Below are 17,193 nucleotides of genomic sequence, written 5' to 3'. Positions count from 1 at the left end.
AGCCTAACAGGTATTTTTTTATTAAAATATTTGGAATTGTAATTTTTTATTCTACATTTGTAGAGTTAATTCTAACAATGTAGAGTAATGCAGTTATCCAAAGCAGAAGAACAATTAATGAAATACCTCTGGAAGCTAGAGAAAGCTTTTATGAAAGATTTACTAGACGCTTTTCCAGAGCCCAAGCCTGCAACGACAACGGTTGCTACTTTGCTTAAGAGAATGGCTGATAAAGGATTTATAGCATATACGTTGTACGGAAAGTCTAGAGAATATTATCCTCTAGTAAAAAAGACAGATTATTTTTCTAAACATGTAAACGGCTTGATAAAGAATTTTTTTAATGACTCCGCTTCACAGTTTGCATCCTTTTTTACTTCAGAAACGAACTTATCAACTTCAGAATTAGAAGAACTTAAAAAGATTGTAGACCAAGAACTTTTAAAGAAACAAAAATGATAGCGTATATAATTAAATCATCACTTTGTTTGATGCTCCTATGGGCATTCTTTAAGCTGTTTCTGGAAAAGGAAAATATTCATTTTGTAAAGAGATTTTACCTGTTATTCAGTTTGATTTTTGCATGTATCATGCCATTGATTACACTTACATATGAAGTTAAAGTCATTGCTCAGCCAGAAATAATTTCAGAAATAGCAACTCCATTACTAATAGAACCTGATACAGAAATTACTCAAACTCCTGTTGATTATCTGACTGTTATTTTGTGCACTATATACGGGATTGGTTTTTTGGTATTTGGTTTCCGATTTATCCGAAATATCACAGACATTTCTAAAAAGATTATAACGAACGAACAACTAAAAGAACCATCACATGTTAACGTATTATTGAGTAATTCAATAGTTCCTCATACGTTTCTAAGCTATATTTTCGTATCTAAAAAAGAATTTCAGGATAAAAATATCCCTGAAGAAGTATTGCTTCACGAAAAAACACATGTATTACAAAGACATACATTAGACATACTGTTTGTAGAGGTTCTGCAAGTAATTTTTTGGTTTAATCCTTTATTTATTTTTATAAAAAGATCAATAAAGCTAAACCACGAGTTTCTTGCAGACCAAAACGTATTGAAACAGCGATTTTCAATACAAAATTACTTTGAGTTACTCCTTAATTACCCCAACAGTTCTAATCAAACTGTATTATCGAGTCCTATTAATTATTCATTAACAAAAAAACGATTACAAATGATGACAAAAGAGTTTTCTAAAAAAAGAACAGTGCTAAAATTGGCTACATTAATGCCTGTTTTAGCACTATGTATACTATTTTTTAATAACGAAATAGTAGCTAAAGAAATAGTGCAGCCGATTGATGAAATTACAAGTCCAGCCATGGTGAATCCTATAACGGAAAATGGGTCTTCTGTTATAGTTTTAAAAGATAAAGAAGAACAGAGTTCTCTAAATGAAAATCAAAACAGTTTTCAGGATGGAGTAACGGATGAAATGGTAAAAGAATATAATGCTTGGGCGAAGGATTTAAACGCTAAAATCAAAGGGAATAAGCCGATTATTGTACAAGAGAGTGAGATTTATCGTATGATAAAAATTTACAGGGATATGACTACAGAGCAGCGTAAAGGAGTTGATCAGTTTCCTGATATACCACCTCCACCTCCTGTATTAGAGGCTCCAAAGGTAATGAAAGGTGAGAAAAGTGATATCCCGCCACCACCACCGCCACCAGAAGCTCCAAAAGTGAAAAAAGGTGAGAAAAGTAATATTCCTCCACCTACACCACCAACAGAGAAAAATGTTATTGAGGGGAAATCTAAAAAAACTAAAAGGATTAAGACTGACAATGGTTATGCCGAAATTCTTTTATCAGAAAAAGAAGATTGGACAGAAGAAGAAAAGGAACAAGCAGAGACTGAAAGAGAACGGGCAGAAATTGAAAGAGAACGAGCTAATCTTCAAAGAGAAGAGGCAATGCTTAGGGCAGAAGAAGCTAGAATGGAGCAAGAAATTGCCGCAGGTAGGGCAAGGCTTAGTGCAGAAGAAGCTAGAGAAGTAGCTGAAAAAGCAAGAGTACTTGCTGTCAGAGAAGCACGTCAGGCAAGATCTCTAGCTCAGGAAGAAGCTAAGTTAACTAGAGAGCTAGCTAGAAAAGAAGCCAGAAATTCTCAAGAGCATGAAGCGTTAAGAGCTGAGCAATCAGCTAGAAAAGCGGCTATGGAAGCGGAAAGAACTGCCAGAAAAGCTGAATTACAATCAAGGTCAGCAATGCTAAAAGCAGAAGCTGAATCCAGAAAAGCCATGAGAAAGGCAGAAATGCAAGCTCGTAAAGCTGAGATGGAAGTAAGAAAAAGTGCAAGACGAGCTGAGATGGAAGCCAGGAAAGCAGAACTCCAAGCTATGAGGGTAGCCAGGAACCATTCACCTGATAAATTAATAGAAAAGATGGCTAAAAAAGATGCTGATTTTTATTATAACGGGAAACAAATTTCTGCCAAAGAAGCGCTTAAACTTGTAGAAGATTCTAATAACAACCTTTCCATAGATGCATCTACAAAAAATGGAAAATCAAAAGTGAAACTTAAAGATTGATCGACATTTGGGGATCATTAAGTATACAAATTATACAAAACCTCACCTCGGTGGGGTTTTTTGCGCAACATTTGGCTTAAAATCAACGTTATACATCTATTATCTATCAAAAAACACCCTTAGATTATGTTAAAACAATTTTTTATTATGTGCTCCGGAGCAGATGCCGATATACTGGCTGATAGCTCTAATGGAGAACAAAACAAGTATGCCGGTATCGGTGCAACCGTATTTTTTACAGCGCTTATGGCGTTTTTAGCAGCTAGCTATGCTTTATACACTGTATTTGATAATTATTTTACAGCGATTTTCTTTGGAGTAGTATGGGGACTACTGATCTTTAATCTGGATCGATTCATTGTATCAACGATCAAGAAAAAAGATAATTTTTTGGATGAACTTTTGCAGGCATCACCTCGAATTGTTTTAGCAGTAATCATAGCCGTTGTTATTTCAAAACCGTTGGAATTAAAGATTTTTGAAAAGGAAATTGATCAGGTGCTGCTGGAGCAAAAAAATGATCTAACATTAGCAAATCAAGAACAAATAGCAACACAATACACACCAATTGTTGAAGGTATTGATACTGAAATAGCTGGTTTAAAACAAGAAGTAACTACTAAAGAAACAGAAGTAAATGAGCTTTATGAAACTTATATCGCAGAAGCAGAAGGCAGAAAAGGAACTGAGCTTGTAGGTAAAGGTCCTGTTTATAAAGAGAAAAGAGAAAAGCATGATGCGATGCTAGCACAGTTGGTAGAGTTAAAGAAAACAAATGCCGAAAAAATCGCAGGTTTAGAAGTACAAAAGACGGAATTGGCATCAGCCTATGATAAACAAGTAGAAGATTCTCAACCTATAATTGATAATTTTGATGGATTAATGGCAAGAGTGAATGCGCTTAATGAATTACCTTGGTTACCTTCATTTTTTATCTTTTTATTGTTTTTGGCTATCGAAACCTCTCCGATTTTTGCAAAATTACTTTCGCCAAAGGGAGAATACGATTTTAAAATCGAGGATGTAGAAGGTGAAATAAAAACCTGGACAGCACAGAAAGCAGATCAACGCAAAATACTGTTGACAACAGATCATACTGTTAATGATAGAGTATATGGTGATATAGCAGAAGAAGATGAATTGTATCAATACAAAAAGAAAATTGCAAGAGAATTAATGCAAAAGCAACAAGATGCTTTTTATAAGAGACAAACAGGAATATTGTAATGTATAATAAAAGACCTAACTGGTTTCTAAAACCTGCTAGGTCTAAAGATAAGTTTTTTCTGTCATCTCGAGCGGAGTCGAGAGCTTCGCAAGTTCATTGACACCTCGACTCCGCTCGGTGTGACATATAGTACTTTGTTTAATGAATAATATTAAAATTTCCGATCAGGGTGATATACATCTAAATTAAGGGACGTTTTTTTATCAGAGATAATTTCAGAAACTAATTTTCCTGTAGCTGGACCCATACTCCAACCCATCATCGCATGACCAGTGGCGATGGTTAGATTTTTGCATTTGCTGGATTTGCCAATATAAGCCATTCCATCTGGAGAGACAGGTCGTAATCCACAAGCAGCATCATTCTTTTCGTCATCAGTAAGAACGATATCCGGATAGTATTTATGAGCTGCATCGGCAATAGCTTGGACTCTTACTTTGTTAATATCATGATTAATTCCTGCAATTTCCATGGTTCCTGCAAAACGGGTAAATCCTTGCATTGGTGTAACTGCCACTTTAGCTTCAGCTAAAATTGTAGGCATTGTAATTCCTAAATCTCTTTTAGCGTTTATTCGATATCCTTTTCCTGCTTCCAGCAGTAATTTGATACCAAGTTTTTTACTTAGTAATTTAGACCACGAACCAGCGGCTAATATAAATTCATCTGCCGTATATGTATTTGAAGAACTTGTTACCGAAATAATTTTACCATTACTTATAGTAATATCATTGATCTTTTCGTTTTTTCGAAAGGTAACACCAGAAACTTCTAGATAAGCTATCATTTCTTCCATAAATAGATGTGGAGTGGTGTGTCCATCACATTCATACAATACCGCACCTTTAGCATGTAGTTGTATGTTAGGTTCCATTTGTTTTAATTCTCCAAGAGAAAGCGTTTTAACAGGTAAGCCTTCTTTCTTCGCAATTTCTCCTACATGAATTTCCTCTTCTAACATCTTGTCGGTTTGACAAAGCATTAATAAGCCTTTTCGTTCTAAATGAAAGTCAAAACCCTCTTGTTCTTTAATTTCGGCATATAGATCTCTACTTAATAGATTTATATCTTTAATAGAGGAAATACTGCGGGCTACATTTTCTGAAGAACACGATTTGTTAAAGGCCCATGACCATTGCAAGAAATGAGAATTTAAGCGAGGTTTTATAAACAAAGGACTTCGGGAATTAAACATCCATTGAATTCCTTTTTTCATTACTCCAGGTGCTGCTAAAGGAATAATATGGCTTGGAGTGAGATAACCCGCATTAACATAGGAAGCTCCAAAATCCATAGAAGATTGATCTATGACAGTTACATCATGACCTTCCTTATGCAGGTAGTATGCCGAACAAAGCCCGATTATTCCTCCTCCTATGATAACAGTTTTTTTCAATGTTTTAATGTATAAATGATACAATGAATTAATTAAATGTTGTGTTTTTTCTAGCTTTGGAAACTACCTTTAGAATTTCTTCTGCCTCATTTAAAAGTGGATCAATTATTTTTTCAGATGCTAATCCTGAATCTTTTAAAACTTCTAACCAAAACACAGTTTCATCCGCTTCTTCAGTTGTGATAGAGATTTTAGAATAAAATTCTTTTTTAGATCGAGCGATACAAGAAGCTCTATAATTAGCAGCGGTTGATGTGGCACTTTTTATAATTTGATAACCAATAACTCTTGTAGCTTCTGATTTTTTCAGATTATTATACATTAAAATAATATCAACGGATAGTTTTTTGGTTCGTTTTTTAAACTTTTCAATGAACTGTTGTTTTTCCATTTTTATTAATTCATTTTTGCATTAATTCATTAGCTCCTTAAATATCTATATAACCTGAAATCCATGTGCATAGGGATCATCTTTATCATCAATAATGATCGTATTGTACCCATAAATTTTTGCCCATCCCTGCACACTTGGAATAATAGCTTTTTGATTATCGAGCTCGGTTTCCTCTTCGATTCTTCCTATAAACTTAGAACCAATAAAACTTTCATGGATAAATTCTTGTCCTTTTTTTAATTTTCCTTTCGCATATAATTGCGCCATCCTTGCAGAGGTTCCTGTTCCGCAAGGAGAACGATCTATCGCTTTATCTCCATAAAAAACTGCATTTCTTCCAGAAGAACTGGGATCGATTGGATCTCCGGTCCAGAGAATGTGACTAACATCCCTAATAGTTTCATTTTCTGGATGAATAAAGCGATCTGGATATTCTTTATTGATTCGATCTCGAATCGTCTGGGAGTATTGGATTAATTTAGAAGCGGTGAAGTCCTGTATTCCATTAAAATTTTTCTGAGGATCTATAATGGCATAATAATTACCTCCATAAGAAACATCAAAGACAATTTCGCCTAATTCCGGACAATCAATCACCAAATTTTCTTCGGCTAGATATGATTTTACATTTTTGAGTTTTACCCAATCTACTTTACTTCCATTTTGTTGATATTCGATTTCGACCAATCCTGCTGGAGCTTCCATTCTTATTTTGCCTGGTATTTTAGGTTGAATTAAACCTTCTTCGATTGCAATCGTAATAGTACCAATAGTTCCGTGACCACACATCGGTAAACAACCTGATGTTTCAATAAATAAGATAGCAAAGTCATTTTTGGAATCATGTGGTTCAAATAAAAAGCTGCCGCTCATCATATCATGACCACGAGGTTCAAACATTAACCCAGTTCGAATCCAATCATATTCTTTTAAGAAATGCTGTCGCTTTTCACTCATAGAACTTCCCTTAAGATCTGGATGTCCTGTGGTTACAACTCTTACCGGATTTCCGCAGGTATGTGCATCAATACATGTATACTTCGTTCTGGACATGATTAAATAGTATCATGAGTTTGTTTACCATTTACTAAACGAGATATCTTTAGAGGGTTTTCGTTCTGAAGTTCTTTGGGTAAAAGAGAATTTGGCCAGCTTTGATAGCTTAATGGTCTTACCCAACGTTTTATAGAATCTATACCAACAGCTGTAAATCTACTATCTGTAGATGCAGGATATGGACCTCCGTGAAGCATAGCGGGACAAACTTCTACACCAGTAGGTACACCATTGAATATAATTCTCCCAACACGATTCTGTAGTGCTTCGATTACAGAAATATAGGTATCGGCTTCTTCATTTTCTGCTAGTATTGTTCCCGTTAACTGACCTTCCAGATTATTAATGATGTTTTCTAATTCGCTTATATCTGCGCATTGGACTACCATAGAAAAAGGACCAAATACTTCCTGATGTAAAGTAGCGTTTTCTAAAAAGGTTTTTCCTTCTACAGTAGTTACTGTTTGTCTTGCATGATTAACAGCGACATCATTTTCATACTTGGCAGTTACCATCAATCCATTTTGTTGTAAGGCATTGGCTTTGTTTTTTTCATAATTACCAATGATATTCGGATGTAACATACAAGAAGGTTCAATCTTTACGATTTCATCAGAAAGAACGCTTATGAATTTATCAAGCGCATCACCTTTTATTCCTAAAATCAAACCAGGGTTTGTACAAAATTGCCCTGTTCCTAATGTGATGGATTGTGCGTATGTTTTAGCGAGACCTTCACCTTTAGATGCTGTTGCTTTAGGGAGCAGTATAACAGGGTTTACGCTTCCCATTTCTGCAAAAACAGGAATAGGTTCTGGTCGTTGAGATGCTAAATCAAAAAGAGCTCTTCCTCCGTTAATACTTCCTGTAAAACCGACAGCTTTTACTTTTGGGTGTTTAACTAATTGAACTCCAACTTCAATTCCTGAGCTATTGAGATTAGAAAATACACCATTAGGCATTCCGGTTTTTTGTGCGGCTTTGATAATAGCTGATGCAACTAATTCGCCTGTTCCAGCATGCATAGGATGCGATTTTACAATTACAGGACATCCTGCTGCCAATGCAGCGGCAGTATCTCCTCCTGCAGTAGAATATGCTAATGGGAAATTACTAGCTCCAAAAACGACTACTGGACCCAATGGAACCATCATTTTACGAATATCTTGTTTTGGGATTGGTTTTCTTTCCAAATCCGAAGTATCGATTGTAGCTTCTACCCAAGAACCTTTGGCAACTAATTCTGCAAACATTCTTAGTTGTCCTATGGTTCTGCCACGTTCACCTTTTGCTCTGCCTTCTGGTAATCCTGTTTCTGATATATAGGTTTCAATAAGAGTTTGATCCAATGCCAAAATTTCGTCGGCAATAGCATTTAGAAATTCAGCTTTTTTAGTACCAGAAACTTTTTTGAAGGATTCAAAAGCTTTGGAAGCCAATGACACTGTTTTTTCTATTTCCTCTGAAGACGCCTCATAAAACACAACTGCGTTTTCAATGTTCAGTTTGGGATTAAAAGTGGTATATGTTTTACTTCCTTCAGAAGAAAGTTGATTTCCTATATAGTTTTTACCAGTTATCATGGGTATTGAATTAATGAGTTAGTTGTATGATTTTTTAATAAGCCAAAGCTTTATAATCTGGTAAAACAGGTCTTGTTTTTATTCCATTTTCAATAACCTCCAACACCTTTTTACGTTCTTCTCCAACCAGAGGAAGTCTGGGAGCTCGTACATTCTCGGTACCAATTCCGGTAGCAACTTCTGCTAGTTTTATGTTTTGTACTAATTTAGGGTTTATATCTAATTCAAGCAATGGTAAAAACCAACGATAGATAGCTATTGCTTCTTTAATTCTTCCCGCTTTTTGCAGTTCATAAATTGCTACGGTTTCTTTAGGAAAAGCACAAACTAATCCAGCAACCCATCCATCCGCACCCATCAATAAACTTTCGAGTGCTAAGGTATCTACTCCACTAAGAATTTTTATACGATCTCCAAATCGATTTTTTAAACGAGTAATGTTAGAAATATCTCGGGTAGACTCTTTTACTGCCTGAATATTATCCAGTTCGATAAGTTCTTCGAACATATCTAAGGTCACTTCAATTTTATAATCTACAGGATTATTATAGATCATAATAGGTAAATCGGTACTTTCTGCAACTTCTTTAAAATAAGTCACTGTTTCTCTATCTCCGGCTTTATAGCGCATCGGTGGTAGCATCATTAACCCATTTGCTCCATCTTCTTCGGCTTTACGAGCCGCTTCAATAGCGCCTTTTGTGCTTTGTTCTGCAATATTAATAATCACCGGAATTCTACTTTTTACAATATTTACCGTAGTTTTTACCAATGTACTTTTTTCAGAATTATCCAGAGTACTGGCTTCTCCTAAAGTTCCTCCTAAGATAATACCGTGAACTCCAGCATCTAGTTGTGCTTCGATATTTGTAGTAAACATTTCCAGATCCAAAGTATCCTCATTTGTAAACTTTGTAGTAACAGCTGGCATTACGCCTTTCCAATCTATAACCATTCCTTATAATTTTGGGTCAAATATATTGTCAATTTAGATGTAAGGATATCTCGAAATTATCCTATAGTAATACTATATTATCTCCTATTGTGTTAATTTGCTTAATTATGATTAATATTGAAGTAGATATTGCTATAATGAAAGTTTTACCTTTTAAAATACCAAAATCTTCAACGGATACTTTAATCGTTCAAGAAGATAAGGAAATTGTCTTATATGATAAATTTCATCAGCATGAAGAAATACAGATTTCTATTATTATATCTGGAGAAGGTAGCGTTATAGTCGGCGATACAATTACTGATTATAGACCTGATGATATTTTGGTTTTTGGTAGCAATGTTCCTCATGTATTACAAAGTGCAGTGTCAGATCAGGAATCGTATATGATTTCTCTTTTTTTTACTAAGGAATCTTTTGGGAATATGTTTTTTGAGCTCCCTGAATTTGAAGATTTATCGAATTTTTTTAGAAGTTCGGTATACGGAATCCGAGTGCTTTCAAAAAAACAAAAAATAAAAAAGCAATTCCTTAAAATTCTTAAGAAAGAGGAAAGACTAGATCGTTTTACCATTTTTCTGAAGATCTTAAAACTATTAAAAACAGCAAAGATCGAAACCATATCTTCATTTATTTCAAAAAGAGCGTATACAGATAATGAAGGGAAGCGTATGGCCAGAGTTTTTCAGACGGTGATGAATGAATTTAATAGAGATTTTTCACTTAAGGAAGTAGCGGATCTCGCTCATATGACTCCAAATGCCTTTTGTCGTTATTTTAAACAGCGAACAAACAAAACGTTTTTTCAATTTTTGATCGAAGTCAGAATTGAAAATGTTTGCAGATTACTATCTAAAGAAACAGAGATTACTATATCCGAAGCTTCTTATAATAGCGGCTTTAAAAATTTATCCAATTTTAATAGAAAGTTTAAGGAAATAAAAGGGATTACTCCTTCTAACTATAAAAAGAGATTATACGATTCCCATTTTGTTCAATAGAAAGGAAGCATTCATATTTTGACAAATACCATCTTTGAATTTATAATCAAAATATAGTTCATCATCTACAATTTGCGCATCAAAGAATCTGTTCTTTACTTCTTTTAATTCTGATGCTATTTCGCATAAGCTTAAATCGTGAGTGGCTATAATTCCAGTAGCGTTGGCTTTGACCAATCTTTCTACAAATTTACGAGATCCTGCTGCTTTATCTTTACTGTTTGTTCCCTTTAAGATTTCATCAAGAATGATAAAATATTCATCATTTTGCAATGCATCAACGATTTTTTTAAGTTGTGTTAGCTCTGAAAAGAAATAAGAAGCATCATCACTTAGTGAATCTGAGGTTCTCATACTTGTGATCAATTTGATAGGTCGATATATACAAGATTTTGCACAAATCGGCAGACCGATATTAGACATTACAATCTGTAATGCTACGGTTCTTAAAAATGTACTTTTTCCAGCCATATTAGCGCCAGTAATGATGAAAAATTCTTCTTTGGAAATAGTAATGTCGTTATCTATTCGTTTTTCTGCATTTAGCATAGGATGTCCTAATTCCTGAGCATTAAGAATTATACCTTCTGTAGTTAGTTCCGGATATACATAGTCCGGGTTGTTAAAAGCAAAATTTCCTAAGGAGTTATAGGCATCAAAAAACGCAATAACTTCGAACCATTGATCTACTTTATCATGATGAGTAGCTATCCACTTTTCAATACGGTAACACTGAAGGATATCCCAAAGAAATAGACCATTAGCTAAAACTCCAAACATCATATTATTTCGTTGATCTAAAGCATTGAGGATACTTGCAAACTGTTTTAATATTATAGATGCTTTTTCTGTTTCATTGATTACATCTTGCTGCTTTTCTTGAAGTAAAGTAGCTTCAAAATTACTTTTCTCGATCTGATCGACCAATTTATAATATTGTTCGAAAGTATCTTTTACTTTATTGGACTTGCTATATAGGATGTTGATTTTTTTAAGTTGAGATCCTGTAATTCCTAAACCAATAAAAAACCAAAGTAAAAAGACTTGGAATGTAATGATTTCCAGAAACAATAAAACTAACATCGCCACAGAAATTATAGAAACAACAGTAGGAAGTATTCGCATTATTTTAGGAACAAAAGGAACATAATGTTGTAACCATTTTCGGATGGTAGAAACTGAAGCCGATACGTCAACCAAAGATGCAATAGCACTAAATTCCTGACGCCATTCAGGTAGTTTAGACAGGTTTTTTATAGCTTCTTGTTTACGTTGTATCTCTTCAATATTGTTACTTCTTAATATTGCAGCTAATTTGTTTTTTCCTGCAGCTGTTGTCGTTCGATTAGTATATTGAAAGAAAGATCGATCTCCAAATAAATCGATATCATGGCTATATGGATGTGAAGGGTCAATATATTTTTTCCCAGTTGATAATTTATTATAATCACCGTCAAAAACATCAAGCTCCAGTTGGTTAATATCAATCAATTTCTGAAGCTTATTTTTTATATAAGACAAATCTGTGTGGCGATTTACCAGAATAATAAATCCTGTTATACCTATTACGATACTTCCTATTATAATTTGAGTATTGGGATAACCAAAATAGATACCTGCTGCAATACCTAGAAATACAAATAGTCGAATTGTACTGGAAACCGCAAGTTGTTTCTTTACTTTTTTTAATGATATCTTATGGAGATCAATTTGGGATCTATAAAATTGTTGTGGGTCGTTCATATTATATATTGGAAAAGAAAATACACTAATATAAGTTATGTTATCTCGAGCGAAGTTGAGAGATCTTTATCAGAAGTTTTCAAAACATTTTTACTACACTCAATGTGTTACTATTTTTCTTTTTTATTCCTTCTTTTTTAATTTATAAATTTTCTAATTCTTGCTTTGCTTTTTTGGTTAAACCGCTTACTACTAAGTCATAAGAATGATCAATCAATTCGCATAGCATATTAGTAGCTAAATTGCCTGAAAAGTTAACAGTATTCCAGTGTTTTTTGCTCATGTGGTATCCAGGCTCGATTTCTGGATGGAATTCTCTAAGTTCAATAGATTTATCTGGATCACATTTTAGGTTTACACTAAAAGGAAGTCTATTCAAACCTGTTAATGCAAACATCTTTCCCATTACCTTAAAAACTAGTGTTGTTTCGTCGAAAGGGAATTCTTCGGTTACTCCTTTTTTTGATAAACAATACTCTCTAAAAGCTTCTATATTCATTATTCTATGTAATTATCTATTGATGTTACCTTTGCCCATAATCATCTTTGGATCGGGTAACACATCAAATCCAAATTGTTTATATAATCCATGAGCATCTGCTGTGGCAAGCATCCATCGATCCACCTTCTGCAATTCTGGATGTTCTAAAATTGCTGTCATTAATTTTTTTGAATACCCTTTTCCTCTATGGTTTTCTGTAATGAAAACATCCATTAGATAACCAAATACAGTGTAATCAGTAAGTACTCTGGCAAAACCAATCTGTTGTTCATCTAAATAAACGCCAAAATTAAGGCAATGTTCTGTTGTTGTTCTTACTTCTTCTTTCGTTCTTCCTTTTGCCCAATAGGAATTGGTCAAAAATTGATGAATAAAGTCGATATCTAATTTCGAATTTTCTGTAGAAATTATAATACTCATCAGTTTTAATTTATAAGCTTTTGTTCAGGATCATTGTTTAACTCCAGTGCAGAATAATCTAATGTCCAACCAATAGATTCTGCAACAGTTTCCATAAGTGAAATAACAGTGAGTAATTCTCTGCCAGCAGATTCGATTAATCCGCTTTCGGGTATTTTATCGATAATAAATTGCTTAGCTTCTTGATTGATATCAGTAAGATCATTAGAAGTCATCGGATTAAGCCAGCCTTCTTTTTTATCATAATATTTAAAGTCGGTTTCTATGGTTAGTAGTTTTGGTTTTGGAAATTGAGTTAGCACGATTCTTTTGTTTTTAGTATCGCTATCTAATTTTATTTTAGAAAGATCAAAACCTACATGTGCTTTTGCATCGATAAGAATTAAGGCTTTTTTCTTTCCTCTAATGGTTTTAAAGAATTTTTCTTTTACACTTTCATAATGATAGATTTCGGCAAAATCACCTTCGACAGTAACAAGCTTACAAACACTTCTAATTTTTTCCATTAGTATAGTGGATTGAGACTGTATACTAGCCCTTTTTTTAGCCACATTAAATCTGGAAAAAATAAAATATGCCAAAACAGAACCAATCAATAAACCAATAAATAATAATTCCATATTAATTCTTTTTACCTATCTCGCCAAGGTGCGTAAATTTAAACCCTTTTTCATATTTTAATCCATAACCTAAAATTCTATCAAAGGCGGCATGCGAAAATAGAATAATTCCACATAGTTGTATAAGCTCGTTTGATAAATATATTCCAACGCAATACATGAAAATAGCTAAACCTTTATGATGAAATATATTGTAAACGACAGCGCCAATTTTATTATTAACAAGATATCCTAACATTCCTATATCCGGTACCAAAAATAAGGCCAGGAATAACCACCAAGAAAAAGGTAATAGGCTGAATAGATAAATTCCTAGCGCTAGCATAGCGAGTTCTTCTAGTCGTAAAGTAGTCTTCATTATGATTTCAGTATTTTATATAATACAGGTTTGCTTGGGGAAGCGTCATTCTCAAAGGATGCGATCTGAAGGTTTAAAATGTAATTACCATCTAGTATTTCGTTTTTTACAAAAATCATTTCAGTGATAGTGGCTTCAAGTCTCGGTGCTTCTGGATAGTTCCAAAAAGCTCTATGCGCTAATAGTTTACCCTCATCTTTTTCTTTGTCGACTGATGGCAAATCAATCAAGAGGTGAGCAATTCCTATTTCACTTATATACAACGCAGCTTCTTCTGATACATACGGCCAGTTCGTATGAGAATATTGTTTACTACATTTTTCTTCGGTATTAGGAAATGTTCGAATAATTAAAGCCTGCGGATTAGTTTGTAAAGCCGTTTTTATTTGATTTTTAGTAATTACAAAGTCGTCCTCTTGTTTCTCTGGGTGTATGGTCACAAGTTCAGCCGTAAAAAAGAATTGTTTTAATGTTTGATTAATACTGTAAAACTCGTTGGTTATATGTCCAATACATTCTGTATGTGTTCCGTGACCGTGTGGATTAAAGTAGATGTTATTAAAATTTGTAGAGGCACCTTCAGAAACTTTTCCTATCCAATCTCCATCTATAACAGGTTCAATTTTTGGAGCTGGAATATACCAGGCATTCACATTTTCATCGGTCGCTCTTAACGGGATTGATATGTCAAGAGATTCAGATAGATCAACTCTGTATGTAACATTTTTATAATGTATATTAGTAATCATTGAACTGCTAATCTGTATTTTTAACTACAAGAAACAGATAGTCTCCATCTGTGTTTTCATAGTTTTTTATAATATCGTTTATTTTGCCTGAATCTATATCTTTTTCTAAGGCATTTAGACCATTTTCTACTTCTAAAGCATTAGAAAGGGATGAGAAAGATGATATTCCATGCCTTACTTTAGGATTGAAATATAGTTTTGGATTGTGTTTTCCTGAATATAGGAAAAGATCTTCTAGATCGGGTTTAATAAAATACTTTTCTGTTTTCTCTACAACCAATCCATTTTTATGTAGGCTCTTTTCGACAGCTTCTAAAGAAGGCATTTGAGTCATGGAATCTTCTAACATTTTAGGAAAATAATAGCATAACCAATATCCTTTCATTTGTTTTGGAGTAGCTGTGAAAATAACAATATTCCCTTCTGGTTTTAAAACCTTATGTAGTGATGCAAAGCCTTCATCCAGATTATTCCAATGATGAAGGGTCAAGCTTGCTACTATTCCATCAATACTATTTTCTGGTAGATCTAAGGTTTCAGCCTTTCCAATTTTCCAGAGTACATTATTGCTAGGAGTTTTAGCCTTTTCCAGCATTTCTGAAGAAGGGTCAACACCTATAAACTGATATCCTTTTTTGTCAAATTGTTTTGTGTAATTGCCTGTACCGCATCCAATATCTAAATAAGTCCCTTTGGTTGAAGGGGTTAGGAGTGCAAGTAATCTAGTAAAAAGATAAGGGTCAGCAGTACGAGTGGTATTATAATTGGTTCCTATGACATCATATTTTTCTTGCATTACCTAGATTTTAATTTAGGAGAATAGATTACCCTAAATTTAACAAGAAAAGATCACTTGCGATACCATCACTTAAAAACTTTCCTTTTTTGGTGACTATTAATATATTTCCATCAAGAAATAAAAGATGCTCATCAAGATGTTTCTGCGCTTGTTTCAATAAATATTCTTTATAGCTAAGTCCAAAATCATTTTCTATTTTTTGCAGAGATACTCCCCAAATAGTTCTCAATCCGGTCATTACATACTCATTATATTTATCGGTAGTAGTTAGTGTTTCAATCTCTCTTGGGAGTTTATTTTCCTGAAGTGCTTTGATATATTTTATGTTGTTGTTAATGTTCCAGCTGCGCTCTTTTCCGTTATAAGAATGTGCAGAAGGACCAATGCCTAAATAATGCTTGCTTTGCCAATACGCCGTATTGTTTTTGCTAAAATATCCTTGCTTTCCAAAATTAGAAAATTCGTAATATTCGAATCCAGCATGTTCCATCGTTTCCACAAGAATATCGAAATGTTGCTGAGCCAGTTCATCCTCTACGGGAGCAATGATTCCTTTCTCAATGAAAGAGGATAAGGCTGTGTTAGGCTCTACTGTTAATGCATAACTGGATATATGAGGAATTCCAGTATCTAATGCTATTTTTAGGTTTTCCTGCCATCGTTCTAAAGACATTCCTGGAATTCCATAAATAAGATCTATTGATATATTATCGAACTCGCGAGTTGCAAGTGACAAACAATCCAAAGCTTCCTGAGCATTGTGAGCACGATTCATGAGTTTTAGATCTTCTTCGAAGAAAGATTGAATACCAATACTTAGTCGATTTACTTCGGTAAGCGTTAACGATTTTATATATGCTTCTGTCAGATCATCGGGATTAGCCTCAACCGTGATCTCTACATCATCAGCAACAAGATAGTTTTCATAAATAGTATCAATGATGAATTTTAATGCAGGAACTGTAAAAATACTTGGAGTTCCACCACCGAAATATATAGTTTCAATCACTTCATGATCATCAATTTCTGATCTTCGTAATTTGATTTCGTTACATAATGCAAAGACCATCTGGTCTTTCTTCTTAGTAGAAGTGGAGAAATGAAAGTCACAGTAGTGACAGGCTTGTTTGCAAAATGGGATATGTATGTATATGCCGCTGATAATTTTCGAGTTTTAGAGTTATGATATACGATTCTAACTTGCACATCAAAATTCGTAATTTGTAATTACTTTTTCACTCTTTTTTCATTCTGTTTTACGAAAGCTGCCCAACCTGTATAACTTTTACCTACAATATCGACTCTTCCCATATTGTAAAAATGACAAACTGCTGCTGCTAATCCATCTGTAGAATCTAGATTTTTAGGTAATGTTTTTAATTTTAAAAGACTTTGTAACATTTTAGCTACTTGTTCTTTACTAGCATTACCATTACCAGTAATGGCCATCTTTATTTTTTTTGGAGAGTATTCTGTGATAGGAACTTCTCTACTTAATCCTGCTGCCATAGCTACTCCTTGAGCACGGCCAAGTTTTAACATGGATTGCACATTTTTACCAAAGAATGGGGCTTCGATAGCTATTTCGTCAGGATGATAGGTATCTATGAGTTCAACAGTTCGTTCGAAAATTAGTTTTAGTTTTAGGTAATGATCATCATATTTGCTAAGCTGTAACTCATTAAGTTGTAAAAAAGACATTTTCTTCTTCACTACTTTAATCAACCCAAACCCCATAATGGTGGTTCCTGGATCAATACCCAATATTATTTTTTCGCTTTCCAACTAACAATGAATTTTTACAAAACTAATG

18 protein-coding genes are annotated in these 17,193 nt (G+C 33.9%); 4 read left to right on the top strand and 14 right to left on the bottom strand.

Translation table 11 applies throughout. The annotated features are described in order from the left end of the window. The first annotated feature begins 87 nt into the window (after positions 1-87). The 3 genes from Q0829_RS17300 (at position 88) to Q0829_RS17290 (ending at position 3,803) form a co-directional block, all read left to right on the top strand. Complete coding sequence (locus Q0829_RS17300; protein WP_118460108.1) at positions 88-459, top strand: BlaI/MecI/CopY family transcriptional regulator; 372 nt, start codon at positions 88-90, stop codon at positions 457-459. Next, the gene (locus Q0829_RS17295; RefSeq protein ID WP_298545544.1) at positions 456-2,576 is read left to right on the top strand and encodes a M56 family metallopeptidase; all 2,121 of its coding nucleotides are present in this window, start codon (positions 456-458) and stop codon (positions 2,574-2,576) included. The genes Q0829_RS17300 and Q0829_RS17295 overlap by 4 nt, the downstream gene beginning before the upstream one ends. Before the next feature lie 126 nt (positions 2,577-2,702). Then, positions 2,703-3,803, top strand: a complete 1,101-nt coding sequence (locus Q0829_RS17290; RefSeq protein WP_298545541.1) for a DUF4407 domain-containing protein — start codon at positions 2,703-2,705, stop codon at positions 3,801-3,803. A 152-nt stretch (positions 3,804-3,955) separates the two neighbouring features. On the opposite strand, the gene Q0829_RS17285 is transcribed toward Q0829_RS17290, so the two are convergent. From Q0829_RS17285 to Q0829_RS17265, 5 genes are read right to left on the bottom strand one after another with little or no spacing between them, the layout of a single operon-like run. Then, the gene (locus Q0829_RS17285) at positions 3,956-5,200 is read right to left on the bottom strand and encodes an FAD-dependent oxidoreductase (RefSeq protein ID WP_298545539.1); all 1,245 of its coding nucleotides are present in this window, start codon (positions 5,198-5,200) and stop codon (positions 3,956-3,958) included. A 28-nt stretch (positions 5,201-5,228) separates the two neighbouring features. Further along, positions 5,229-5,591 (bottom strand): four helix bundle protein, encoded by a 363-nt coding sequence (locus Q0829_RS17280; protein ID WP_298545537.1) that lies wholly within the window; start codon positions 5,589-5,591, stop codon positions 5,229-5,231. Between the two features lie 45 nt (positions 5,592-5,636). Further along, entirely contained in the window at positions 5,637-6,647 is a 1,011-nt protein-coding gene (locus tag Q0829_RS17275; RefSeq protein ID WP_298545535.1) for a 4-hydroxyproline epimerase, read from the bottom strand. Between the two features lie 2 nt (positions 6,648-6,649). Then, on the bottom strand, positions 6,650-8,233 hold the full coding sequence (locus tag Q0829_RS17270) for an aldehyde dehydrogenase (NADP(+)) (protein WP_298545532.1): 1,584 nt from the start codon (positions 8,231-8,233) through the stop codon (positions 6,650-6,652). Positions 8,234-8,267: 34 nt separating this feature from the next. Further along, positions 8,268-9,188 (bottom strand): dihydrodipicolinate synthase family protein, encoded by a 921-nt coding sequence (locus Q0829_RS17265; RefSeq protein ID WP_298545529.1) that lies wholly within the window; start codon positions 9,186-9,188, stop codon positions 8,268-8,270. 107 nt (positions 9,189-9,295) lie between these two features. Between Q0829_RS17265 and Q0829_RS17260 the strand changes: the two genes are divergently transcribed. Beyond that, positions 9,296-10,189, top strand: a complete 894-nt coding sequence (locus tag Q0829_RS17260) for an AraC family transcriptional regulator (protein WP_298545527.1) — start codon at positions 9,296-9,298, stop codon at positions 10,187-10,189. Here the strand turns inward: Q0829_RS17260 and Q0829_RS17255 are convergent. The 9 genes from Q0829_RS17255 to ruvC all read right to left on the bottom strand — a co-directional run bounded on the left by Q0829_RS17255 (position 10,163) and on the right by ruvC (position 17,165). Beyond that, the gene (locus Q0829_RS17255) at positions 10,163-11,932 is read right to left on the bottom strand and encodes a DNA mismatch repair protein MutS (protein ID WP_298545525.1); all 1,770 of its coding nucleotides are present in this window, start codon (positions 11,930-11,932) and stop codon (positions 10,163-10,165) included. The two genes, Q0829_RS17260 and Q0829_RS17255, sit on opposite strands and share 27 nt — an antisense overlap. 142 nt (positions 11,933-12,074) lie before the next feature. Beyond that, positions 12,075-12,431: an MmcQ/YjbR family DNA-binding protein gene (locus tag Q0829_RS17250; RefSeq protein WP_298545523.1), complete on the bottom strand. Its 357-nt coding sequence runs from the start codon at positions 12,429-12,431 to the stop codon at positions 12,075-12,077. A gap of 12 nt (positions 12,432-12,443) precedes the next feature. Then, positions 12,444-12,854 carry a GNAT family N-acetyltransferase gene (locus Q0829_RS17245; protein WP_298545520.1) on the bottom strand — a complete coding sequence of 137 codons (411 nt, stop codon included), beginning with the start codon at positions 12,852-12,854 and terminating at the stop codon, positions 12,444-12,446. A 5-nt stretch (positions 12,855-12,859) separates the two neighbouring features. Beyond that, positions 12,860-13,474 carry a DUF4230 domain-containing protein gene (locus Q0829_RS17240; RefSeq protein WP_298545516.1) on the bottom strand — a complete coding sequence of 205 codons (615 nt, stop codon included), beginning with the start codon at positions 13,472-13,474 and terminating at the stop codon, positions 12,860-12,862. A gap of 1 nt (position 13,475) precedes the next feature. After that, entirely contained in the window at positions 13,476-13,832 is a 357-nt protein-coding gene (locus Q0829_RS17235; RefSeq protein ID WP_298545515.1) for a DUF4260 domain-containing protein, read from the bottom strand. Further along, positions 13,832-14,581 carry a cyclase family protein gene (locus Q0829_RS17230; protein ID WP_298545513.1) on the bottom strand — a complete coding sequence of 250 codons (750 nt, stop codon included), beginning with the start codon at positions 14,579-14,581 and terminating at the stop codon, positions 13,832-13,834. The genes Q0829_RS17235 and Q0829_RS17230 overlap by 1 nt, the downstream gene beginning before the upstream one ends. Positions 14,582-14,588: 7 nt before the next feature. After that, positions 14,589-15,377, bottom strand: a complete 789-nt coding sequence (locus tag Q0829_RS17225; protein WP_298545510.1) for a class I SAM-dependent methyltransferase — start codon at positions 15,375-15,377, stop codon at positions 14,589-14,591. A 28-nt stretch (positions 15,378-15,405) separates the two neighbouring features. Beyond that, positions 15,406-16,542: a radical SAM family heme chaperone HemW gene (hemW, locus tag Q0829_RS17220; protein ID WP_298545650.1), complete on the bottom strand. Its 1,137-nt coding sequence runs from the start codon at positions 16,540-16,542 to the stop codon at positions 15,406-15,408. Between the two features lie 65 nt (positions 16,543-16,607). After that, positions 16,608-17,165, bottom strand: a complete 558-nt coding sequence (gene ruvC / locus Q0829_RS17215) for a crossover junction endodeoxyribonuclease RuvC (protein ID WP_298545508.1) — start codon at positions 17,163-17,165, stop codon at positions 16,608-16,610. Positions 17,166-17,193 lie beyond the last annotated feature (28 nt).

This window comes from uncultured Aquimarina sp., from assembly GCF_947492405.1.
Taxonomy (GTDB): Bacteria; Bacteroidota; Bacteroidia; order Flavobacteriales; family Flavobacteriaceae; genus Aquimarina.
This window is presented reverse-complemented; position numbering and strand designations above follow the sequence as displayed.

What these genes read in the sequence shown, in the direction of transcription:
- Q0829_RS17300 (WP_118460108.1), top strand. Translation starts at nt 88, where the DNA reads ATGCAGTTATCCAAAGCAGAAGAACAATTAATGAAATACCTCTGGAAG.
- Q0829_RS17295 (WP_298545544.1), top strand. Translation starts at nt 456, where the DNA reads ATGATAGCGTATATAATTAAATCATCACTTTGTTTGATGCTCCTATGG.
- Q0829_RS17290 (WP_298545541.1), top strand. Translation starts at nt 2,703, where the DNA reads ATGTTAAAACAATTTTTTATTATGTGCTCCGGAGCAGATGCCGATATA.
- Q0829_RS17280 (WP_298545537.1), bottom strand. Translation starts at nt 5,591, where the DNA reads ATGGAAAAACAACAGTTCATTGAAAAGTTTAAAAAACGAACCAAAAAA.
- Q0829_RS17275 (WP_298545535.1), bottom strand. Translation starts at nt 6,647, where the DNA reads ATGTCCAGAACGAAGTATACATGTATTGATGCACATACCTGCGGAAAT.
- Q0829_RS17270 (WP_298545532.1), bottom strand. Translation starts at nt 8,233, where the DNA reads ATGATAACTGGTAAAAACTATATAGGAAATCAACTTTCTTCTGAAGGA.
- Q0829_RS17265 (WP_298545529.1), bottom strand. Translation starts at nt 9,188, where the DNA reads ATGGTTATAGATTGGAAAGGCGTAATGCCAGCTGTTACTACAAAGTTT.
- Q0829_RS17260 (WP_298545527.1), top strand. Translation starts at nt 9,296, where the DNA reads ATGATTAATATTGAAGTAGATATTGCTATAATGAAAGTTTTACCTTTT.
- Q0829_RS17255 (WP_298545525.1), bottom strand. Translation starts at nt 11,932, where the DNA reads ATGAACGACCCACAACAATTTTATAGATCCCAAATTGATCTCCATAAG.
- Q0829_RS17250 (WP_298545523.1), bottom strand. Translation starts at nt 12,431, where the DNA reads ATGAATATAGAAGCTTTTAGAGAGTATTGTTTATCAAAAAAAGGAGTA.
- Q0829_RS17245 (WP_298545520.1), bottom strand. Translation starts at nt 12,854, where the DNA reads ATGAGTATTATAATTTCTACAGAAAATTCGAAATTAGATATCGACTTT.
- Q0829_RS17240 (WP_298545516.1), bottom strand. Translation starts at nt 13,474, where the DNA reads ATGGAATTATTATTTATTGGTTTATTGATTGGTTCTGTTTTGGCATAT.
- Q0829_RS17235 (WP_298545515.1), bottom strand. Translation starts at nt 13,832, where the DNA reads ATGAAGACTACTTTACGACTAGAAGAACTCGCTATGCTAGCGCTAGGA.
- Q0829_RS17230 (WP_298545513.1), bottom strand. Translation starts at nt 14,581, where the DNA reads ATGATTACTAATATACATTATAAAAATGTTACATACAGAGTTGATCTA.
- Q0829_RS17225 (WP_298545510.1), bottom strand. Translation starts at nt 15,377, where the DNA reads ATGCAAGAAAAATATGATGTCATAGGAACCAATTATAATACCACTCGT.